Below are 23,427 nucleotides of genomic sequence, written 5' to 3' on the forward strand. Positions count from 1 at the left end.
TTATTTCGTCTGCAAATAAGGAGGTAACTCTTGCAGCTGCTCTTTATCCTTTTCACGCTCTCTACGTGCCCAGTTAAAGAACACATAACCGATAATCGTACCGTACACTATTTCCTGGACAATTTTCATAATGATACCACCTGTTTGCTGGTCTTGTACTACCGGCATCCAATGTAAAAATTCTGGTCCAGTTATATTTAAATCTGATAAAGTACCCGCCGGTACACAGAGTTCCATTGCCTTCATCCAAGCGTCCGGATCTGTATATGTTGCAAATAATGGTGCAGTCGCAAAAATTATTAACGCACAAGCTGGCGTTAATAACATACCATTAGCAAACATATAACCAAGCTTCTTAATATCACTTAAAGTTTGATATTCTGGCAGCGGATTTAACATCGGCCACCACATCATCATTGCTGCAAAAAACAATATAGCAAGGCAAATCGGATGCGCTATTTGACTTTGTTTTACTGCATCAAAAACAATTGGCAAATGATAAAAGGAAAACAGGCCATTAAATACAAACAACGCAATAAGCGGCTTAGCAAAAAACTTTATCACAATTTGAATGAACTTAAAAGAAGTAATATAACGATATAACCAAACTGGTATACCAAGCAGTAATAACGGCGGCACCGCAATATACATTACTGCCATCTCAAACATATGTGCACTAAATATAATATGACCAATTAAATCAATAGGTCCTCCCTTTACAAAATACAAAAGAACAATCCCGGTCGTAAAATAAAAAATTTGCTTCTTACTTACCTTCGTCGCATTTTCAAATCGCGTTCTATATGGTCCAATAATTAAAAAATAACTAATAAGAATCGAGATCATAAATAATAAAAAAATTGGACTCCATAAAGCTTGAAAACCAAATACCCATAAGTTTTCCATTTCCACACCTACCTTTTCAAAATCCTTATATTTCATATAAAAAGAGGGCTATGATAAATCAGAGCCCCCTACTATCACTGTTTAAATCCACACAATTGTCATAAAGGCTAATATTGTTAATAAACCAATTAACAATCCAGAGTACAAGAAGAAACTCGCCGCTTCATGCCCTTTATGACTCATATGCATGAAATAATATAACTGAAATATAACTTGAATGACTGCTAACAATAATATAAATGGAACCGAAAAAATCGGGCTAAATGTTTTCGGATATGCCACCGCTGCAAATGCAACTAATGTTAAAAAAATCATTAGTGAAAATGTAACAACTTGGTGCTTCATTTCCTCTGCACTTTTTCTCTTCCGATAAACAAGATCCACCTTAGGATTATTCGTTTGCTTAACCGCCATTGTTTATCCCACCATTCCCATCAAATATACTACAGTGAAAATAAACACCCAAACTACGTCAATAAAGTGCCAATAAATTGATGCAACATAAAACTTTGGTGCGTTGTATAAATTTAAACCTCTCTTCGCGTTTCTAAAGATTAATGTTAAAATCCAACATAATCCAAACAACACGTGGAGCCCGTGTGTACCAACAAGAGCATAAAATGCAGAACCAAATGCACTACTTCTCATAGTATGCTTAAATTCATGCGTATAATGATAAAACTCATATATTTCAAACCCCAAAAATCCTAAGCCAAGCAACACTGTTACAAGTAACCAAAGTTGCATTTTCTTAAAGTTAAAATTTTTCATATGATACATTGCGTATACACTCGTTAAACTACTTGTTAACAAAAGCATCGTCATAATGAAAACGAGTGGCATTTGAAACATCTCTTGAGATGTTGGTCCACCATTTGTTGAGTTCTTTAACGCTAAATATGTGCCAAATAAGGAAGCGAACAACACTGTTTCGCCTCCAAGAAATAACCAAAAACCAACAAACTTATTTTTCCCCTCAAGGGTTGCTTTTTCAGGCTCTGCTGGAAATGTTTCATTCGTTAATTTCTCATCTACATGCATTACGCCTTGCCCCCCTTATCATCTAGATCTTCCTTATGAATATGATATCCATGATCATCAATTACTGAACGAAGGAACATTGTACCAAACGTAATGATTAAACCGATAATCGCTACTAATAACCAAAATTTATCTTTGCCACCCTGCATATACATCGCACCAAAAGCAGCTATAAATAGACCTAGAGAAATAATAAACGGTGAAAATGAAGAATTTGGCATATGAATATCACCGACCGGTTCCGCTGCTGTCATCTCTTTATTACCCTCACGTTTTTCAATCCAAAACGGATCTAATCCACGAACAAATGGTAACTGTTTGAAATTATATTCCGGTGTAGGTGCTGGCATTGTCCACTCTAACGTACGCGCATCCCACGGATCACGACCAGCCTTCTCTTTTGATACCGTTGTTTTTATTACATTGAATAAAAGAACAATCGTTCCAAGAGCCATAAACACTGCTCCAATAGAACTAATCATATTCCCCATTTCCAATCCTTGCCCCTCTAGATATGTGTAGTAACGACGCGGCATACCGATTAGACCCAGGAAATGCTGAATAAAGAACGTTAAATGGAAACCGATAAAGAATAACCAAAATGTTATCTTTCCTAACGTTTCATTTAATACTTTATTAAACATAAGTGGCCAATAATAATGCGCACCTGCAAGTAAACCAAATACAACACCACCAACAATTACATAATGAAAGTGTGCTACTACGAAATAATTATCATGAAACTGATAATCAGCTGGTGCAGAAGCAAGCATAACTCCTGTAACTCCACCCATAACGAAGGATGGAATAAAAGCTACCGCCCACATCATTGGTGTTGTAAACCTAATACTTCCACCCCACATTGTAAAGAGCCAGTTAAATATTTTAATACCCGTCGGAACTGCAATTGCCATTGTTGCAACCGAGAAGATAGCATTTGCAACAGGCCCAAGACCAACAGTAAACATATGATGCGCCCATACCATAAATCCTAAAAATCCTATTAATACTGTCGCGAACACCATCGAGGAATAACCGAATAATCGTTTTTTCGAAAATGTGGCGAAGATTTCTGAGAATATTCCGAAAGCTGGGAGTATAAGAATGTATACTTCCGGATGACCGAAGATCCAGAATAAATGCTCCCATATAATCGTGTTCCCACCTAGTGCCGGATTAAAGAAACTTGTGCCAAATAAACGATCTAACATTAAAAGTCCTAATCCTACAGTTAATGGTGGAAATGCAAATAAAATAAGTGAAGATGTTACAAATGTTGTCCATGTAAACATCGGCATGCGCATGTAAGTCATCCCTGGCGCGCGCATATTAATAATTGTAACAAGGAAGTTAATACCTCCAATTAATGTACCGATACCTGATATTTGCAAGCCGAGTACATAAAAATCAACACCATGTCCTTTAGAGGCTAAAGCTAAAGATGCATACGATGTCCACCCTGCATCAGGCGCTCCTCCTAAAAACCAACTTAAATTTAAAAATAATCCACCAAAGAAAAATAACCAAAATCCGAGCGAATTCAAAAACGGGAACGCCACATCACGTGCTCCAATTTGAAGTGGTACAGCGGCGTTCATAAATGCAAACACGAGTGGCATAGCTGCGAGGAAAATCATTGTTGTACCGTGCATCGTTAATACTTGATTATAGGCATCCCCAACAAGAAAAGCATTGTTAGGAATCGCTAACTGCAGGCGAATAAATAGTGCTTCTATTCCACCTATTACAAAAAACAATCCACCTGCAATTAAATAGAGAATGGCAATCTTTTTATGGTCTACTGTCGTTAAATAATCCCATATGACAGCACCCATCCCCTGTTTTTTTGCTACAGAACTCACGTTTTCAACCTCCCCTTCGCAAATGATCCCTCTTTACTTTTCAATCTTTAACGTTTGTAAATATGCATTTAATGCATTAATTTGATCATCCGTTAAGTTGCCATATTTACCAGTCATTTTATTACCTGGTTTCATATTTTCAGGATCTTTGAGCCATTTTTTTAAGTTCTCTTCATTATTTTCGGCAATACCAGCAACCATATCGCGATCTGCAAAGTTTGCTAAGTTCGGTGCGATACGAGCAGAAGGTGGTCTACTATCATTTGATCCAACTGCATGACAACCAATGCAGCTTTTATTAAATATTTCTTGACCTTCTTGCGCCTTTGTAGAAGCTACTTCTTTTTTTCCATCAATCTTCTTCATGTCAGCAAGCCATTTTTTGTACTCGCTTTCATCCAGAGCTTTCACTTTGAACTGCATTAAAGAATGTGATGGGCCACAAAATTCTGTGCAAAAACCATTATAAGTGCCCGATTTATCTGCCTTTAACCACATTTTGTTTACATTATCTGTATTTGTATCCATTTTCCCAGCTAAAGATGGAACCCAAAACGAATGTTTAATATCGGCACCCTTCAAATTCAAATACACTTTCTTACCTGTGGGGATAACTAAATCTTGAGAAGTTACTATTTTTTCTGATTTATAAGAAAATTCCCACCAATAAAGATTCGCTGTTACATCAACAACGATAGTATCTTTATCAATATTCTTTTTCTCCATCGCACTTACATCAGCAAGCTTGAATGTATATGTAACAGTCGGAACAGCCAAGATTAACAAAAGAATAATCGGAATAACTGTCCATATAATTTCTAGTTTGTGATTTCCTTCAACTTGCTCTGGAATATAATCTTCCTCACCCTTTTTTTGTCGGAAACGCACAATTACATATAAGAAAATAATAGTAACTACAAGTACTACTCCTACCATGATTGCACTCGCTAGCAAGAGCAAATCATATTGCATTTTTGCTACTTCCCCTTGCGGAATTAAAGTAGACTGAAAAGCTTTACCGCATCCCCCTAACAGTAAAGCCAGCAGTGAAACGAACGAAAGCAGTCGCCACTGTTTCTTCATACAAACAACCCCCACTTTCTTTGTGAATTAGATTGTACTTTATAGTTAAGTAAAGTAAATCTCAACGTAAAGAAATCCAATTATGTCGTTGTCTTAGAAGAATGTAACTACAATCATTGACACAAATAAGATTGTTAAGTAATTCAGGGAATAAACAAACATTTTTACGGACCACTTGATGTCATCTTGCTTACGGAAGCCATAAAACCCTAATGCGATCCATCCGATGTTAAGCAATGTTGCAATTACCATGAATGTTATTCCAAGCCCACTCATATAAAATGGTAGTGGTAATAAACATACTGTCCAAATCATAATCTGACGTTTCGTAATATCAAATCCCTGTACAACAGGAAGCATTGGGATTCCTGCATTTCGATATTCATCAACACGCTTCATCGCTAATGCGAGGAAATGTGGGATTTGCCAAATAAACATAATTAAAAATAACATCCAAGCAATTGGATGATTTAAAGACGGATCAATTGCCGCCCATCCAATTAAAGGTGGAACTGCTCCTGATATACTACCTACAACAGTATTTAACGTATATTTTCTCTTCGTCCATAACGTATATAAAACAACATACGTGAAGGCACCAATAAATGAGATTAACACTGCCATCGGTGTAGTAAGTAATAAAAATGCAAAGCCAAGAAGTAAAATTACAAGTCCAAATGCAAGTGCAAAGCCAGGTTTATATTTACCTGTTACCGTTGGACGGTTTTTTGTTCTTTCCATTAATGGATCGATATCTCGGTCAATGTAGTTATTTAAACAACATACCCCAGCCATAATTAATGCAGAACCAACGATTGTGAAAAATAGCTTATCTAGATTGTCCATAACACTCAATCCATTAAAATGTAAAGCCAACCAAAATCCTGTAAATACAGTAAGTGTATTTGAGTTTACAATCCCCATTTTAACGAGCGCTGATAAATCTTGTAACCGAGTTGTTTCCGGTACACTTGAAACAGCTGACTCATCATGCAGCTCACTTGTTGCATGGTTCATCACTTTAACCCCCTCTTAAACCTATCATCTTTCTAAGCACATATTTCATGTGAAATATTTCGCTTCTATACAGCAATATTATTACAGTAGAAATATTGTTAACCCATTCTACTACTAATCTACGCCCATACTCCAATATATTAAATCACATTTCCCGAACATTTTGTGAAGAAAACATGAACTTTTTGTGTCGAACATTAAAAAACTTTATTCCAATTTATCCTTATCATAACATGATGTTATCTTCTATAATAAACTATTTTGTCATATTTAGCATGTATTCTCCCCATTTCTTTTCAAAACAGCCTGAATTTCACCTAAAATATGTATTTAAAATCCCATTTTTTTCTTTATACTACGTAGGTTGCCCTCGCCCTCCATTTCTTTGCTATTTTATTATTTTTTATATATCATAGGACTGTAGCACGTTTTATTCTATACATAATGGAATGAAAATATTTCGCAATAACTTCATAGCAGAAAGATGGTGAAAGAGATTGCAACGCTTTATTAAATGGTTAGCAGTCATTACAAGTCTCGATTTATTAGTAGTTTTACTAGGAGGCGCTTTAGTTACAAAAACAGGTTCAGGCCAAGGATGCGGCAAATCATGGCCACTTTGTAACGGTGAATGGTTTCCATCTAATTTATCAATGGAAACTATTATTGAGCTAAGTCACCGCTTAACATCGGGATCAGCAGGAATCCTTGTTACTCTTCTTTGTATCTTGTCCTGGAAATATTATAAACATGTGCGCGAAACAAAAACGTTAGCAATTTTATCCTTCGTATTTTTAGTTGCACAAGCATTAATGGGGGCGGCAGCAGTTGTTTGGGGACAAATGCCTGCAGTATTAGCTATTCACTTCGGTATTTCCTTAATTTCATTTGCTTCTGTCATCTTGTTAACGTGTCTTATTTTTGAAATTGATCAGAAATTTGATGCACGTTCACTTATTATGGACAAAAAAATGAAATTTCATATTTATGGTGTAACAATTTACAGTTATATTGTTGTCTACACAGGAGCTTTAGTACGTCACGAACGAGCTACCTTAGCCTGTCCAGACTTCCCTTTATGTAGTAAAAACAGACCTATGCCAACTCAACTACATGAGTGGGTCCAAATGGGGCATAGAGTTGCAGCGATGTTAATATTCGTTTGGATACTTTACGCGATGTTTATAGCTATTCGTCATTACAAGCAGCAGCGTGTAGTATACTGGGGATGGATTATTTCATTTATCCTTGTTACACTTCAAGCTATAGTAGGGATTTTAGTCGTATTTACAAATGCTAGTTTAGCAATGGCATTATTACATTCACTCTTCATTTCTTGCCTGTTTGCTGTACTATGCTATTTAGTTATGTTAGGTACAAGAAGTACATTCAATGCAAAAGAAGCTGAATCAACTTCTAAGCAAACAAAATAAAGTAAAACTTTAATACCTTGCCAATTCGGCAAGGTATTATTTACACACAAAAAAGAGCTGCTTTCGCACAGCTCTTTTTCTTTATTTTAATGATCTAATTCAATGAGTAAATCTCCCGTTTGAATTGCATCCCCATCATTTACATATACTTTTTTCACTTTACCACTAAATGGCGCTTGAACCGTCGTTTCCATTTTCATCGCTTCTGTAATTGCCATGGAATCACCTTTTTTCACTTCATCGCCTTCTTTTACAACTACTTTAATAACAGTTCCCGGCATCGTTGCGCTAATATGATTTGGATTTTCACGATTCCCCTTCACACGCTGTGCAACAGTTGATTTCACGCTTTCATCTTTCACTACGATTTCACGCGGTTGTCCATTAAATTCCAAGTAAAGTACACGATTTCCATCTGGCTGCGGTTCTCCAATGGAAACTAGTTTAACCATCAATGTTTTACCTTGTTCGATTTCTACATCAATTTCTTCACCAAGTCTCATTCCATAGAAGAAAGTAGGTGTATCAAGCACAGATACATTTCCATAAAGCCCAACAACTTTTTCGTAGTCCATAAACACTTTTGGATACAATGCATATGCGACTACATCAAAAATTGTCACTTCGCGTCCAAGTTTGTGGAATAACTCTTCTTTTAAAGCGTCAAAATCTACTGGCTCTAATAATTCACCTGGTCTTACTGTCAACGGCTCTTTCCCTTTTAAAATAATATTTTGTAATTCTTTCGGAAAACCACCATATGGTTGACCTAAATCTCCAGAGAACATTTCAACAACAGATCCTGGGAAGTCCATAGAATCTCCACGCTCTAAAATATCTTGTTCTGTCAGATGATTTTGAACCATAAATAATGCCATATCACCGACAACTTTAGATGATGGTGTTACTTTTACAATATCTCCAAACATATCATTAACACGACGATACATCACTTTAACTTCATCAAAGCGATCTCCTAAACCAACCGCCTTCGCTTGTTGTTGAAGATTACTATATTGTCCACCTGGCATTTCGTGCATATATACCTCTGTGTGAGGAGCGTTCATACCACTTTCAAATGGAGCATAATATTTACGTACATCTTCCCAATAATGAGATAGTTTTTCTAATGAGTCTATATTAACATCTGGTTGTCTTTCGTTTCCGCCTAACGCATAGTATAGTGTATTCGCACTCGGTTGTGACGTTTGACCAGCCATAGAACTCACCGCTACATCGACAATATCAACGCCTGCTTCAATCGCCTTCGTATACGTTAAAATACCATTTCCGCTCGTATCATGTGTATGCAGGTGAATTGGAATCGACACCGTCTCTTTTAGTGCTGAAACTAAATCATATGCTGCGTTTGGCTTTAATAAGCCCGCCATATCTTTAATTCCTAAAATATGAGCTCCTGATGCTTCCAACTCTTTTGCTAAATTTTTATAATAATTTAAATCATATTTACTGCGTAACGGATCATGAATGTCTCCTGTGTAACACATTGTTGCTTCCGCAATTTTACCAGTATCTCGTACAGCATCAATTGCAACTCTCATACCTTCTACCCAGTTTAAGCTATCAAAAATACGGAACACATCAATTCCAGCTTGCGCAGAACATTCTACAAATTTTTGAATTAAATTATCTGGATAGTTTTTGTATCCAACTGCGTTTGAAGAACGAAGTAACATTTGGAATAAAACATTCGGCATTTTTTCACGAAGATCTAGTAATCTTTCCCACGGATCTTCTTTTAAGAAGCGATACGCAACATCAAACGTTGCACCGCCCCACATTTCCGCTGAGAATAAGTTTGGTAACATTCTCGCTGTCGGTTCTGCAATTTGATGTAAATCTTTTGTACGAATACGTGTTGCAAGTAAAGATTGATGCCCATCACGGAATGTTGTATCCGTTAAAAGTACACGTTTTTGATCTTGAACCCACTTTACTAATCCATCTGCTCCACGTTCATCTAAAATTTGTTTCGTTCCGTTTTGAATCGTTTCTGAATGTTTCACACTTGGTATACGAGCATCTGAGAAAATTGGCTTCTCTTGTTTCCCTACTCCTGGGAAACCATTTACTGTTACTGTACCAATATAATTTAACATTTTCGTTCCACGGTCTTTACGTTTCGGGAACAGGAATAGTTCAGGTGACGCGTCAATAAACGAAGTATCATATTCTCCTGATAAGAAGTTTCTATGTTTCACTACATTCTCTAAGAATGGAATATTTGTTTTAATACCACGAATACGGAATTCTTTTAAGTTACGTTCCATTTTTGCAGCAGCTTGTTCGAAAGTAAGCGCCCAAGTTGTAACTTTTACAAGTAAAGAGTCGTAGTACGGTGTAATAACTGCACCTTGGAAACTATTACCTGTGTCAAGACGCACACCAAAACCACCGCCTGATCGATACGCCATAATCTTCCCTGTATCAGGCATAAAGTTATTAAGTGGGTCTTCTGTCGTTACACGAGATTGAATTGCATAACCATGCACAATAATCTCTTCTTGTTTCGGCACACTTACCATCTTGCTATGTAAAGCATGTCCATCTGCAATTAAAATTTGTGATTGAACAATATCGATTCCTGTAATCATTTCTGTAATTGTATGTTCTACTTGAACACGTGGGTTTACTTCAATAAAGTAAAATTCATCATCTTTCACTAGGAATTCAACTGTTCCAGCATTTAAATAATTTACATTTTTCGTTAACTTTACTGCAGCATCACAAATACGCTGGCGCAAATCATCTGAAAGCGACACGCTCGGTGCAATTTCAACTACTTTTTGATGGCGTCGTTGTACAGAGCAATCACGCTCATATAAATGTACAACATTACCTTCTTCATCTGCTAAAATTTGTACTTCTATATGTTTAGGTTTTTCAACGAATTTTTCAACGTACACTTCATCATTACCAAAGGCTGCTTTTGCTTCTGATTTCGCGCGATTATACGATTCTCTTAATTCTTCACTAGCACGTACAATACGCATACCGCGACCGCCGCCACCAAGGGATGCTTTAATAATAATCGGGTAATCATACTTTTCAGCAAATTCTTTAACTTCTTCTATTGAATCTACTGGACCATCACTACCAGGAATAATTGGAATTTGTGCTAGCTGCGCTTGTGTTCTTGCTTTAACTTTATCTCCAAACATGTCTAAATGCTTACTTTTTGGACCGATAAAGATAATCCCTTCTTCTTCACAACGTTTTGCAAATTGAATATTTTCTGACAAGAAACCATATCCAGGGTGGATTGCATCTACATGATTACTTTTCGCAATCTCAATAATGCCTTCAATATCTAGATAAGCATCAATTGGCTTTTTCCCTTCCCCAACTAAATAGGACTCATCGGCTTTATAGCGATGATAAGAACCGCTATCCTCTTTAGAATAGATCGCAACTGTGTTTAATCCAAGTTCTGAACATGCTCGGAACACACGAATTGCTATCTCTCCACGGTTAGCTACCAATACTTTTTGAATACGTTGCAGCTTTGTCATGATTTTCCCCCTCTATTTTCTTACCACTCTAGAGATAAAATACATACACACTCTAAAGAGCGTGAAGTTCTTCACTTTCTACATTATATTATACTTAGAAAGCTTCACTTTATTTTTATCCATCATACCTTATTTTTCAACAAATGATAAGTTTTCTGATCAATTTGTTTCACAAAAATAGTATAGCATACCTCTTCCTTTTCTAACAACACTATTGTATATCACATTAACTTAAATGTAATATACTTTTCATTTTAAAAGAATCAATATTATATCACATTTGAAACCTAACAAAATAAAAAACACATTGAACTCTAGAGCTCAATGTGTTTTTTATTTTACAACAACAAGATGTGGTCCACCTTGTTCTATTTCTTTAGTCATTTCATTTTGTTGTTTCTCTTGTCGTTTGACTTGACTAGCAATATTTAATAATATGCCCATTGCAAGTAAATTAGCCAATAAAGAACTACCACCATAACTTACAAACGGTAACGGTACCCCTGTAAGCGGTATTAACCCAGACATACCACCGACATTAATAAAAGTTTGAACTCCAAACAAACTTGCAATTCCGATGGCTATTAAACTTCCAAATGGATCGTTACACTTTTGTGCAACTCTAAATGCCCGAATAATAATAAGTAGTAAACAGATTAAAATGACAGCTACGCCTATAAATCCGAGCTCTTCAGATATAATTGCCATAATAAAATCTGTTTGCGGTTCTGGTAAGTATCCATATTTTTGCACACTATTCCCTAACCCTCGACCATTTAGACCTCCTGAAGCAATTCCAATAAAAGAATTTATTAATTGGAACCCATCATTCTGAGGATCATTAAATGGATCAAGAAAAACTGAAAACCGAGCTTTTTGGTACGGACTTAATGCATAATTCCCGAGAAAATATAGTGCCGGAATCCACACTATAGAAGTTAAAACAATTCGTTTAATCCATAAGTTAATCCGGACTCCCGAACAAAGAAACATAATTCCAACCGTTCCCGCAATTAATAAATCGGTACCTAAGTCATTTTGCTTTAAAATTAAAAACATTGCCAATCCAACAAAACCAAGCGTAAGTCCCGATCCTTTAAAAACAGGAGTATCTGTCTCTTGTTTTCTTGCAAAAAAACGAGCTAATATAATAATAATCGATATTTTAACAAATTCAGCGGGCTGTATACCTAATATCCACCCTTTTGCACCGTTTATTTCCTTACCGAAAAACAAGGCTGCTGCTAATAAACCAATACTACCTATTCCCATTGCTATTAAAACTATTCGCTTCCTCCAAAGTTTATAAGGAATAGCGATGATAATCGCTAACATTATTGCTCCAATAGCTAGAATTAATACTTGCCTATTAAAAAAGAAATCCGCTGGTTTCCCATGCTTCGAAATCGCAACAATGGAACTAGAACTATATACCATTATTACTCCCAGCACACATAAGATAACAAGAGGAAGTAATAATGAATAATCCATCGATTTCCATACTTTTTTCATTTCATTTCCTCTTTCTGTTTCAATTTAATTATTGTTGTATTCCATATGTATATAGGTTCTTCCTTCTTTATTATACAAATAAAAAGCCCAAACTATTTCAGTTTGAGCCCCCTTATTTGAACCCGTTATTGTTGTTTGTTTGTAAATGCTTCATGAAGTGCAGACAACTCACGTTCGAGCTCTCCTAACATGGCTTTCCCTTGTTCTTCTGCAATAAGACCAAGGCGAACCGCAAAATCGACCTCGCGGGATAGTCCAAACATTTGTGTGTCTAATACTTCTTCATATAATGGACATTGCGGCATTGTAAGATTGTCCATTTGTACCTTAATAAGTCTTAAAATCTTCTCTGCATCCGCTTGTAGAAGGGCTAGTGCCTTTTCCTGATGATTTGATACTGTCTCAGACGCCAAATTGATTCCCTCCATTTCCGTCCTACTCTCTCATATCTATTAATATTAGCGATAGTTTTAATAAATTGCAATAGAAACATTTTTTGTGACAACAGTGCCTAATACTATTATACTGAAAAGTGGGAGTATAACACAAATGGGGGAACAACAATGAGCGAAATTTTATTTATTAATGGAAAAGTTCGTTTTCCAATCACTATCGATCCAACTGTATGGATTTTCGATGATCGAAAAATAGATTTGACAACTTACTTTGATGAAACTAGAGAAGAATCATCCGAATTAGAAACATACTTAAAACATACTTCAGAGCATTGGGATCGCGAAATCCGTGATGGTGCTGCCTTCCCGCCAATACAACAAAGTGTAAAGAAATATAAAAAAGAACAGCTTATTAACGGGACATTTGGCATACCACTTCATCCATTTCTTAAAAATGCTGAAATTTTAGAAGATGCTACTCAAGTCGAAATTGAAACCACAGACAATACAATTACACTTCCGTTAGAAACAGCCCATAAAGCTATTCTCGGTTTTTCAAAAGAAGGTAAACCATTACGAGAAGACGGGCCTGTTCATCTATATTTCCATGATGGATCTAATAGACAAAACCCGATTCGTAACATCCGTAAATTTACAATCATTTAAATTGTATAATTAAAAGAAAAAAAAGGAGTGAGCTTAGGCTCACTCCTTTTTATAATAAATCCGCTGCTAGTTGTGCTAAATTAGAACGCTCTCCTTTAACAAACTTTACATGACCACTAATACGTTGTTCTTTAAACTTCTCTACAACGTATGTTAAACCATTATTATATTCATCTAAATACGGGTGATCAATTTGCTGAGGATCCCCCATTAATACAATCTTACTTTTTTCGCCTACCCTTGTTAATATCGTCTTCACTTCATGCTTCGTTAAATTTTGTGCCTCGTCAATAATAATAAACTGATCTGGAATACTTCTCCCGCGTATATAGGTAAGCGCTTCTACTTCAATCGAACCCATTCCAGCTAAAATAGCATCTAGCTCCCCAGGCTTTTTCGTATTGAATAAATACTCTAGATTATCAAAAATCGGCTGCATCCACGGTCTTAATTTTTCCTCTTTCTCTCCTGGTAAATAGCCTATATCTTTTCCTACCGGTACAATTGGTCTCGCGACAAGTAGTTTTTTATATAACCCTAAATCTTCCGTTTGCATTAGTCCCGAAGCTAATGCAAGTAACGTTTTTCCTGTACCGGCTTTCCCTGTTAACGTTACAAGTGGAATATCTTCCCGAAGTAGCAATTCCAACCCCATAATTTGCTGCACGTTTCGTGGGCGTATCCCCCACACTTGCTCATTGTGAAAAATAAGTTTTTTTACCTTCTTACCTAAATGATCCACAATCCCAAGTGCAGAGCTAGAACCCCCTAGTGCATCTTTCATTACAACAAACTGATTTGGATAAAAAGGATGATTTGCGATTTCAGATAAAGGTAGTTCACCTTTTTCATAAAAATAATCTAACTGTTCTTTTGATATATACCCTTCTAAAAATCCTGAATATATATTTTCCACTTCGATTACTCGGTCACTTAAATAATCTTCGGCCTGCAATCCGATCGCATCAGCTTTTACCCTTACGAGTACATCTTTACTTACTAAAATAACTGATTTCCCATCCTCTTTTTCTTGTTCTTCTAAAGAGAGGTTTTTCGCTACCGCTAAAATTCGATTATCATTTGTTTTTTCTACAAAAATATCTTGCAGTTGAACAAATGAGCGATGATTTAATTCAATACGAAATGTACCGCCGTTTTCTAACGGAATACTTTCATGCAGCTTTCCTATTTCGCGAAATTTGTCGATTAACTTAGATACATAGCGAGCATTTCGTCCTACTTCATCCATATAACGTTTTTTCGAATCAACCTCTTCTAATACAACTGCTGGAATCACTACTTCATTTGTTGCAAATGAAAAAATAGATAAAGGATCCTGCAAAAGTACATTCGTATCTAACACATAAATTTTATCCAACCTGTTACCCCCTGACTCCACTTTTAAATTTGTAGAACAAGGGTTTCATCCATAAAATATGGACGAACCATTGTTATAATTATATGTACCGTAAAAACGAGGTAGAATCGAAATTCATAGAAATTAAACCTTTTCTTTATTTTTTATTCATTTCTATTCAATATATTACTTTTTATTATAATTTTTCACATTAAATCACAATACTCACTTATAAAAGTTTATAAACGATGTTCCTATTCATCTTCTTTATAATTCTTTCATTCCTACTAATACTTGATTATCAAGCTTTTTAGCAGCTCGAAGATCATATGTTTTTTCATATGTTGGTTCAGTAGCAAGTTTCGCACCATAAAACATAACATCACGAACTTCTTGTACATTCACTTCTACTACCGTTAATTTTAGAGGAATCCCTTCCATTCTATCTGTTAAAATTTTACTTTCACCACTTATGGAAAATACGGATTCATTCGCCATTATAGTCAATACAACCCCTGCACTATGCCGTATATTCCCCACAATACGTGAGCGTTGATCTACCGCAAATCGAATACTAGTTTCACTCACTGCATATACCCAAGAAATAGCACTTACGTTAGGAATTTGTTTTTCGAAATCTATTGTTGCTATCATAACGATACACTCTTTACGCAAAGATTGTACTAAATCACCTGTCAATGTAGGCTCAACTACATTCGCCATATTTCCACCTCCAAATATTATTTATATATCCTTATCATAACCTATTTTTCGAATTGCGAAAATATTATTTTTTCCCGCTATTATTCAAAAACATTATACTTCCATGATATACTTATACTGATAGAATTCGTATTGAGGTGACGAAATGAGAGTCAAATGTATGATTTGTGATAAAAAAGATATGTTAGATGACGAAAATCCTATGGCAAAAAAACTGCGTAATCGCCCTATTCATACATATATGTGCATGGAATGTACGGAACGAATTGCAGAGCGTACTATGGAACGCCATGCGAGTGGTAATTTCCGATTATATCGTGATAAAAAAGTAGAAGACGATTGGTAAACCGGAAATAAGTCCTTAATCATATAGATAAGGACTTATTTGTATTTTTCTGGTTCACGATTCATCTGATCCAAAAAACAATCAATGGCTTCTACCGGAAATCTTGCACACCTTATTTCTCCATCAATTTCATATGTAATCAAATACATTTCCTCGTTCTTTTCAACTTCTACATTTCGTAATTTATGCTCTTCATATATCATATTTTGAAATAATACATACGTTTCTTGTGCAGCGCTATCATCTGGACGTGCTTCCGCAACCGTTTTAATTGTTAACCAATTATATAATGCATCTTGTACTGAGCGCATGAAAGCCCCTCCTTTTCTCACCCTGTTTTTTGTTGTTTAGCTTGACGTAAACGCAGTCTATAAATTCCAAGTACAATTGCCGCTACAACGAGCCCCTCTCCAACGGGTAAAAAAACTGCAAAAAAAGTTAATACCGTGCATCCAATTGCTAAAGATGTATATATCACTATATTTTTTAGTACCGATAGCTTCCTTGCAAATCCTAAATTATATACAAGTGCACTTAATAAAATTATTGTTCCATAAAGCAACCACATCCCTACCTCTGGATTTTCATCAACTTTACAAAGTTTCGCGAAAAATGACATTCTTTCTAACACTATCTTTCACCTCTCCTCATGAAACAAATTCTCTTTATGTACTTAATACAAGAGTAACTCGCAAAAAAAATACTGTCCACAAAAAAGAGTAAATATTCAAAAAAAATAAACATAAAACAAAAAAACAGCTACCTTTTATAAAGGTAGCTGTTCTATTATTTTATGCTTCAACAGATTTCTTTTTCTTAGCAGCTCTTTCGCGCTCACTCTTATCAAGAATCTTTTTACGTAGACGAATTGATTCTGGAGTTACTTCACAGAACTCGTCATCGTTTAAGTACTCTAATGACTCTTCTAAAGTCATTAAGCGTGGTTTTTTCATTGTTGAAGTTTGATCTTTCGTCGCAGAACGAATGTTAGTTTGTTGTTTCATTTTTACAACGTTAACTGTTAAATCATTCTCACGTGTGTGTTCTCCAACGATCATACCAGCATATACTTCTGTACCTGGTTCAACGAAGATTACACCGCGATCTTCAACTTGCATAATACCGTATTGTGATGCTTTTCCTGCGTCAAGTGAAACTAGAACACCTTGGCGACGTCCACCCACTTGTCCAGCATGTACTGGTTGGTAGCAATCAAATGTGTGGTTTAAAATACCATAACCACGAGTTAATGTTAGGAATTCTGTTGTGTAACCAATTAAACCACGTGCTGGAACCATGAAAGTAAGGCGAACTTGACCGTTTCCGTTATTCACCATATCTAACATTTCACCTTTACGTGCACCCATTGATTCCATAATAGAACCAGTGTATTCTTCAGGCACATCGATTTGTACGCGCTCTACAGGCTCACTTCTTACGCCATCGACATCTTTAATAATTACTTCAGGCTTAGATACTTGTAGTTCATAACCTTCACGACGCATGTTTTCAATTAAGATAGATAAATGTAATTCCCCGCGTCCAGATACGATCCATGCATCAGGAGAATCTGTATTATCTACACGTAAACTTACATCTGTTTCTAATTGTGAACGAAGACGCTCTTCAATTTTACGAGATGTAATGAATTTACCTTCACGACCTGCAAATGGGCTGTTATTTACAAGGAATGTCATTTGTAGTGTTGGCTCATCAATACGTAATAATGGTAAAGCCTCTTCATGCTCAACCGGACATACCGTTTCACCTACGTTAATGTCTTCCATACCTGAAACAGCTACTAAATCTCCAGCTTTTGCTTCTTGAATTTCTTGACGTTTTAATCCAATGTAACCAAATAATTTAGTTACACGGAATTGTTTTACACTTCCGTCAACTTTCATTAATGCAACTTGTTGTCCTACTTTCATTGTACCACGGAATACGCGTCCAACCCCGATACGACCAACATAGTCATTGTAATCAAGAAGTGCTACTTGGAATTGAAGTGGCTCTTCGCTGTTATCAACTGGTGCTGGAATATGTTCAATAATTGTGTCAAACAATGATTTCATATTCTCTTCTTGATTTGCTGGATTTGAATCTAAGCTTGCTGTTCCGTTCATTGCTGATGCAAATACAACTGGGAACTCTAATTGATCTTCGTTTGCACCAAGTTCGATGAATAAGTCAACTACTTCATCAACTACTTCATCAGGGCGAGCGAAGTCACGGTCAATTTTGTTTACAACAACGATTGGAGTTAAGTTTTGCTCAAGAGCTTTCTTTAAAACAAATCGTGTTTGTGGCATACAACCTTCATATGCATCAACAACAAGTAGAACACCATCAACCATTTTCATGATACGTTCTACTTCTCCACCGAAGTCAGCGTGACCAGGTGTATCTAAAATGTTAATTCTTTTATCTTCATAGTGAATCGCAGTATTCTTCGCTAAAATTGTAATACCACGTTCTCTTTCTAGATCATTTGAGTCCATTGCGCGTTCTTCAATATGTTCATTCGCACGGAACGTCCCCGCTTGACGTAATAACTGGTCAACAAGTGTTGTTTTACCATGGTCAACGTGGGCAATAATTGCTATATTTCGTAAATCTTGTCGTTTTTTCAACATGTCCAACTCCTAATGTCTTTTTAATCCTTCTCTATTATAAGAGCGAAGGGGATACAATGGCAATCAAAATAAAATCAAGAATGAAAATATAGTTGTATTCTTACTTTTGTGAAAGTAAAATGAGATTGGAGGGTGAAGAAATGGAACACATTCAATATCGCTTTTTATTAACAGCAATTATCGGTGTTATCTTCTTAATTGGTATCGGAATTATGATTGCTGAAAATAGTCCCATCGGCATTATCATTTGCATTATCGGCACATTTGTTACAGTCGGATACGGTTTTGTAACAAAAAGAAAAATGCGTAAATCGCAATAACATTAAAAAGTAAGAAGCTTCTTTATGCCTCTTACTTTTTTTTATTATTGCGATACAAATGGTAATAATTCTTCGTATACTCCTGGTTTTGCAACTAACACACTGCTTTTCTCTACAATAGAAAGAGGTGTTCCCAAGAACGTTGTCACTTTACCGCCAACTTCTTCTACAATAATCTGTCCCCCGCCAAAGTCCCATGGCGATAAGCGCGGTGTTACATATGCATCTAATCTTCCCGTTGCAACATATACCATTTCTAACGCTGCACAACCATATGACCTCGTACCTCTCGCCTTCTTAACGAGCATCATCATTTTTTCCATATTAAGCAATGGATTATCAGTAAGCCATATCGCATTCAAAGCTATAATTCCATGCTCTACCGTTCCTTTTTCCAACATGGGAATAGCTAAATCATTGCAAAAAGCCCCTTCTCCCTTTACCGCATGATATAGTTCGTCATGAACTGGATCATAAATAAGACCAATCTTTCCGATACCGTTCTCATAAATCCCGATTGAGATTGCGAAATTCCTTTTTTGATGAACAAAGTTCATCGTGCCGTCAATTGGATCAATTAACCAAACAACCCCATTAGAAGAGGTAATCTCATCTCCGTAGCCTTCTTCTCCTAAAATATTATGAGCCGGGAATGTTTCTTTAATTTTCCCAATTAAAAACTGCTCCGTTTCTCGGTCCATGTTTGTTACTAGATCAGCTGCATTTGACTTTGTTTCTATAATAAGTGTTTTTTTCAGTGACGCCATTAAATGTTCTCCCGCTTCTCGAATCCACTGTTTCGCGTGTGTATCGATGTCTTTCCATACTTCTTGCATGTTTAAACACTCCGATCTATACTGTTCACAGAAAAAACGAACCCTTTATAAGGTTCGCACCAACTAATTATTTATACATATACTATTATTACGCTTCTAAACGGATCATTTCAAGTCTTAACACTTCTAATTTTTGTACGCACTCTTCTTTTTTCTGGTTGTCGTTATCCATCATCGCATCATATAAAGTTGCTAATTCATAATCTAGCTCCAAACGTAGCACCGGAATTCTCTTTTCAGCATCTGTTCTCTTTAACGCATTAATCACCTGTCTCATTTTTTTGCCTCCTCCCAATATTCGTCTGCCCTCGGACTAGAATTGATTCAATTTTCTGATTTTTTGTTTTATACTATACTATGTTGGATAAATCATCTATGCAACACAATTATATTTTTTTATTTAAATTTTTTTGTGCTGTTTTTTTTATGAATAGTACAAGCTATGCTAAAATTAAAACAAAATAGGAGTTGGAGGAACAATCATGACACTACAAACATTCACATCAACTGATTTTGAAGTCTTTACTGTTGATGGTCTTGAAGAACGAATGAGCGCAATTAAAACGAATATTCATCCTAAGCTAGAAGCTTTAGGGGAACAGTTTGCAGAATATTTATCACAACAAACCGATGAAAACTTTTTCTACCATGTAGCAAAACATGCACGCCGCAAAGTCAATCCACCAAACGATACTTGGGTTGCTTTTTCAACAAATAAACGTGGATATAAAATGTTACCACACTTCCAAATTGGTTTATGGGGTACTCATGCCTTCATATACTTTGGTTTAATCTATGAGTGTCCACAAAAAGTGGAGACGGCTCACGCCTTCTTAGAACATTTAAATGATTTAAAAACAAATATTCCAAATGACTTCGTTTGGTCCATTGACCATACTAAACCAGGTGTAAAATCACATAAAACGCTTGAAACGGAAGACTTGCAAAAGATGATTGAACGTTTAGCTACTGTGAAAAAAGCAGAATTATTAGTCGGTATTCATATATCACCAGAGGAGTTTTCAGCAATGACCAACGAACAATTCCTTGCTAAGATTGAATCTACGATGCAATCACTCCTTCCTTTATATGCGATTTCTAATCGATAAATCGATAGTAGAAAACGGACAATTTATATTGTCCGTTTTTAGTTGTTATCACATTATAGCACTTTGTATTTTATTTTTCAAAATATTTTTACATTTTAACAATCTTTTTTTCCGCTACTTCTTTTGCTCTTTGAATCGTACGATATATAGAATATCCACTTACTTCTTGAAATTCTTTATCAATTGTTTTCTCCGCTGCCTTCGATGGCACAATCTCTTTAAAACGACGATATAATTCCATCAAATCTTCTCTCAAAACTCCTTTTTCATATACCTTTTCAATCGCTTCATAAAACTTTACAACTGCTACCATTTCTTCATTTGACCAATCGTAATCAAGTGGATATTGATATTCCATTTTTGCACCTCATTCAGTATTCTTTCTTTTTCCATTATGCTACCTTTAAGAGAACCTTTTATTCCTCACTATAGCCACTCTGCATTATACACCATTTATCCATTTCGATGGAATTGTCTTCCTCTTTGTATTATTTAAAATATAACTATTAAACATACTCACCTTGAAAATGAGATTTTTCTATACATCTATAATTATTGGTGATATAATGCTTTTGTTTTATAGAGAATAAAGTGAGACTACCATCCCCAAAAAGACGCTTGCGAATGGCAGAAAAACAAGTCAAGTTCTAAAAGTTTGTCATCTTAATTTCCTTTTAGAATGAGATGAAATCATATAAAACAAACTCTAATAAATATTACGAAGAAGAAGGGGTGTATAGATTGTCCCAATACGAAACACCATTGTTTACCACTTTAGTTGAGCACAGTAAGCGAAATCCAGTTCAATTCCATATTCCTGGTCATAAAAAAGGACAGGGCATGGATCCTACATTTCGCGAATTTATTGGGCATAATGCATTAGCAATTGATTTAATTAATATTGCGCCGCTCGATGATTTACATCATCCAAAAGGTATGATTAAAGAAGCACAGGATTTAGCAGCCGCTGCTTTCGGTGCAGATCATACGTTCTTTTCTATTCAAGGTACAAGTGGTGCAATTATGACAATGGTGATGAGCGTGTGCGGTCCTGGGGATAAAATCCTCGTGCCACGGAATGTGCATAAATCAGTAATGTCAGCTATTATTTTCTCAGGTGCAAAACCAATTTTCATGCATCCTGAGATTGATCCGAAGCTCGGTATTTCACATGGGATCACAATTCAATCTGTCAAAAAAGCTCTTGAAGAGCACTCAGATGCGAAAGGCTTACTTGTTATAAATCCAACATATTTTGGATTTGCTGCAGATTTAGAGCAGATTGTAGAATTAGCTCATTCTTACGATATTCCTGTACTTGTTGATGAAGCTCACGGTGTTCATATCCATTTTCATGATGAACTGCCGATGTCAGCTATGCAAGCAGGTGCAGATATGGCAGCAACAAGTGTTCACAAATTAGGAGGGTCTTTAACCCAAAGCTCTATTCTTAATGTAAAAGAGGGTCTTGTTAACGTAAAACATGTTCAATCCATTATTAGCATGCTTACGACTACATCAACTTCTTACATTTTGTTAGCATCTCTTGATGTTGCCAGAAAACGTCTTGCTACAGAAGGAACAGCTCTCATAGAACAAACAATACAATTAGCTGAACATGTTCGTGATGCTATAAATGTTATTGAGCATCTTTATTGTCCTGGAAAAGAGCTGCTAGGTACAGATGCTACTTTTAACTATGATCCTACAAAGATAATTGTATCTGTAAAAGATTTAGGTATTACAGGCCATCAGGCTGAAGTATGGCTTAGAGAACATTACAACATTGAAGTAGAACTCTCTGATTTATATAACATACTTTGTCTTATCACATTTGGAGATACAGAAAGTGAAACAGATATACTTATTACAGCATTACAAGATTTAGCAGCAACATATGGAAATAGAGCAGATAAAGGTGTTCAGGTACAAGTAGAAATACCAGAAATACCTGTGCTAGCACTTTCTCCTAGAGATGCTTTTTATTCAGAAACAGAAGTCATTCCATTTGAAAACGCAGCAGGTCGTATTATAGCTGATTTTGTTATGGTTTATCCGCCAGGGATTCCAATCTTTACTCCGGGGGAAATTATTACACAAGATAACTTAGAGTATATTCGTAAAAATTTAGAAGCTGGGTTACCTGTACAAGGTCCCGAAGATATGACATTACAAACATTACGTGTTATTAAAGAGTACAAGCCTATCAGTTGATAGGCTTTTCTTTCACCTTTTTTCTCTTTTTTTCATACGATACTAAAGAATTTGACATTCCCACCCCTAATGGGGCCAGCTGACTAACGTCAGTGGGACTCTTGCTATGAAAGGCGAAGTCCATTTCTGGTATCGCTGACGTGCAAGATTGCGGTGTGCCATCACCACTCTCACAACAGACCGTATAGGTCGTGAGCTACGGTACTATACCGTACAGATTCGTGTTCAGGTGTTTTAGCGCTTTGTTCTTGACGACACATATCATGCTTGAATTCGGATATCGAACTCCATATGATATCTTTTATTCAAGGAACACATTGGCGTTTTAAAGACTTGTACTTGTCGATAGTTAACGTATACCAAAATATAAATGTTTTTCTATGAAAAAGCGATACTTTCATCCTATGCTTAAAGGCGGACTAAAGTCCAATATGGGAT

The 23,427-nt window shown here is 35.9% G+C and carries 23 protein-coding genes; 6 read left to right on the top strand and 17 right to left on the bottom strand.

Annotated features, from left to right (window positions below; genetic code table 11):
• The 6 genes from ctaG to ctaB all read right to left on the bottom strand — a co-directional run bounded on the left by ctaG (position 1) and on the right by ctaB (position 5,909).
• Positions 1-906: a cytochrome c oxidase assembly factor CtaG gene (gene ctaG, locus NSQ47_RS13210; RefSeq protein WP_341037123.1), complete on the bottom strand. Its 906-nt coding sequence runs from the start codon at positions 904-906 to the stop codon at positions 1-3.
• An 81-nt stretch (positions 907-987) separates the two neighbouring features.
• The gene (gene ctaF, locus NSQ47_RS13215) at positions 988-1,320 is read right to left on the bottom strand and encodes a cytochrome c oxidase subunit IVB (RefSeq protein WP_002014776.1); all 333 of its coding nucleotides are present in this window, start codon (positions 1,318-1,320) and stop codon (positions 988-990) included.
• A gap of 3 nt (positions 1,321-1,323) precedes the next feature.
• Complete coding sequence (ctaE, locus tag NSQ47_RS13220) at positions 1,324-1,947, bottom strand: cytochrome c oxidase subunit III (protein WP_000557861.1); 624 nt, start codon at positions 1,945-1,947, stop codon at positions 1,324-1,326.
• A complete protein-coding gene (gene ctaD / locus NSQ47_RS13225) occupies positions 1,947-3,782 on the bottom strand; it encodes a cytochrome c oxidase subunit I (protein ID WP_171903074.1) in 1,836 nt (611 codons plus the stop codon). Before ctaD ends, ctaE begins: the two co-directional genes overlap by 1 nt.
• Positions 3,783-3,842: 60 nt before the next feature.
• Positions 3,843-4,892, bottom strand: coding sequence for a cytochrome c oxidase subunit II (gene coxB / locus NSQ47_RS13230; protein WP_002088304.1), 1,050 nt, complete (start codon positions 4,890-4,892; stop codon positions 3,843-3,845).
• Between the two features lie 93 nt (positions 4,893-4,985).
• Entirely contained in the window at positions 4,986-5,909 is a 924-nt protein-coding gene (gene ctaB, locus NSQ47_RS13235) for a protoheme IX farnesyltransferase (protein WP_002111479.1), read from the bottom strand.
• 497 nt (positions 5,910-6,406) lie between these two features.
• Here ctaB and ctaA point away from each other — a divergent pair, with 497 nt between their 5' ends.
• Positions 6,407-7,342 carry a heme A synthase gene (ctaA, locus tag NSQ47_RS13240; RefSeq protein WP_002111480.1) on the top strand — a complete coding sequence of 312 codons (936 nt, stop codon included), beginning with the start codon at positions 6,407-6,409 and terminating at the stop codon, positions 7,340-7,342.
• Between the two features lie 86 nt (positions 7,343-7,428).
• On the opposite strand, the gene pyc is transcribed toward ctaA, so the two are convergent.
• The 3 genes from pyc to NSQ47_RS13255 form a co-directional block, all read right to left on the bottom strand.
• Entirely contained in the window at positions 7,429-10,875 is a 3,447-nt protein-coding gene (gene pyc / locus NSQ47_RS13245) for a pyruvate carboxylase (RefSeq protein WP_341037124.1), read from the bottom strand.
• 333 nt (positions 10,876-11,208) lie between these two features.
• Positions 11,209-12,387 (bottom strand): FtsW/RodA/SpoVE family cell cycle protein, encoded by a 1,179-nt coding sequence (locus NSQ47_RS13250; RefSeq protein WP_341037125.1) that lies wholly within the window; start codon positions 12,385-12,387, stop codon positions 11,209-11,211.
• Positions 12,388-12,512: 125 nt separating this feature from the next.
• On the bottom strand, positions 12,513-12,800 hold the full coding sequence (locus NSQ47_RS13255; RefSeq protein WP_000135698.1) for a YlaN family protein: 288 nt from the start codon (positions 12,798-12,800) through the stop codon (positions 12,513-12,515).
• Positions 12,801-12,950: 150 nt separating this feature from the next.
• On the opposite strand from NSQ47_RS13255, the gene NSQ47_RS13260 reads away from it, so the two are divergent.
• Entirely contained in the window at positions 12,951-13,448 is a 498-nt protein-coding gene (locus NSQ47_RS13260; RefSeq protein ID WP_078172903.1) for a hypothetical protein, read from the top strand.
• Between the two features lie 49 nt (positions 13,449-13,497).
• On the opposite strand, the gene NSQ47_RS13265 is transcribed toward NSQ47_RS13260, so the two are convergent.
• Entirely contained in the window at positions 13,498-14,826 is a 1,329-nt protein-coding gene (locus NSQ47_RS13265) for a PhoH family protein (protein ID WP_002088317.1), read from the bottom strand.
• A 246-nt stretch (positions 14,827-15,072) separates the two neighbouring features.
• A complete protein-coding gene (locus tag NSQ47_RS13270) occupies positions 15,073-15,528 on the bottom strand; it encodes a pyridoxamine 5'-phosphate oxidase family protein (protein WP_002160684.1) in 456 nt (151 codons plus the stop codon).
• A 145-nt stretch (positions 15,529-15,673) separates the two neighbouring features.
• Here NSQ47_RS13270 and NSQ47_RS13275 point away from each other — a divergent pair, with 145 nt between their 5' ends.
• On the top strand, positions 15,674-15,874 hold the full coding sequence (locus NSQ47_RS13275; RefSeq protein WP_002111485.1) for a YlaI family protein: 201 nt from the start codon (positions 15,674-15,676) through the stop codon (positions 15,872-15,874).
• A 35-nt stretch (positions 15,875-15,909) separates the two neighbouring features.
• Here the strand turns inward: NSQ47_RS13275 and NSQ47_RS13280 are convergent, their stop codons facing one another.
• From NSQ47_RS13280 to typA, 3 genes are all read right to left on the bottom strand, one after another.
• Positions 15,910-16,185, bottom strand: a complete 276-nt coding sequence (locus NSQ47_RS13280) for a hypothetical protein (protein WP_002146008.1) — start codon at positions 16,183-16,185, stop codon at positions 15,910-15,912.
• 17 nt (positions 16,186-16,202) lie between these two features.
• Positions 16,203-16,505, bottom strand: coding sequence for a YlaH-like family protein (locus NSQ47_RS13285; RefSeq protein ID WP_002160683.1), 303 nt, complete (start codon positions 16,503-16,505; stop codon positions 16,203-16,205).
• Between the two features lie 160 nt (positions 16,506-16,665).
• Positions 16,666-18,510, bottom strand: a complete 1,845-nt coding sequence (gene typA / locus NSQ47_RS13290; protein WP_078172902.1) for a translational GTPase TypA — start codon at positions 18,508-18,510, stop codon at positions 16,666-16,668.
• A gap of 140 nt (positions 18,511-18,650) precedes the next feature.
• Between typA and NSQ47_RS13295 the strand changes: the two genes are divergently transcribed.
• On the top strand, positions 18,651-18,830 hold the full coding sequence (locus NSQ47_RS13295) for a DUF5325 family protein (RefSeq protein WP_000400127.1): 180 nt from the start codon (positions 18,651-18,653) through the stop codon (positions 18,828-18,830).
• Between the two features lie 44 nt (positions 18,831-18,874).
• Here the strand turns inward: NSQ47_RS13295 and NSQ47_RS13300 are convergent, their stop codons facing one another.
• Together NSQ47_RS13300 and NSQ47_RS13305 are read right to left on the bottom strand one after the other, a co-directional pair.
• Positions 18,875-19,666 (bottom strand): inositol monophosphatase family protein, encoded by a 792-nt coding sequence (locus tag NSQ47_RS13300; RefSeq protein ID WP_078181626.1) that lies wholly within the window; start codon positions 19,664-19,666, stop codon positions 18,875-18,877.
• Positions 19,667-19,754: 88 nt separating this feature from the next.
• On the bottom strand, positions 19,755-19,943 hold the full coding sequence (locus tag NSQ47_RS13305) for a hypothetical protein (protein WP_002088326.1): 189 nt from the start codon (positions 19,941-19,943) through the stop codon (positions 19,755-19,757).
• Between the two features lie 205 nt (positions 19,944-20,148).
• Between NSQ47_RS13305 and NSQ47_RS13310 the strand changes: the two genes are divergently transcribed.
• Positions 20,149-20,775, top strand: a complete 627-nt coding sequence (locus NSQ47_RS13310) for a YktB family protein (protein ID WP_002160680.1) — start codon at positions 20,149-20,151, stop codon at positions 20,773-20,775.
• Between the two features lie 88 nt (positions 20,776-20,863).
• Here the strand turns inward: NSQ47_RS13310 and NSQ47_RS13315 are convergent, their stop codons facing one another.
• A complete protein-coding gene (locus tag NSQ47_RS13315) occupies positions 20,864-21,133 on the bottom strand; it encodes a UPF0223 family protein (protein ID WP_002146003.1) in 270 nt (89 codons plus the stop codon).
• Positions 21,134-21,516: 383 nt separating this feature from the next.
• On the opposite strand from NSQ47_RS13315, the gene speA reads away from it, so the two are divergent.
• Positions 21,517-22,989, top strand: a complete 1,473-nt coding sequence (speA, locus tag NSQ47_RS13320) for an arginine decarboxylase (protein ID WP_341037127.1) — start codon at positions 21,517-21,519, stop codon at positions 22,987-22,989.
• Positions 22,990-23,427: the final 438 nt, after the last annotated feature.

The organism is Bacillus sp. FSL R10-2780 (assembly GCF_038006125.1).
GTDB lineage: Bacteria > Bacillota > Bacilli > Bacillales > Bacillaceae_G > Bacillus_A > Bacillus_A cereus_U.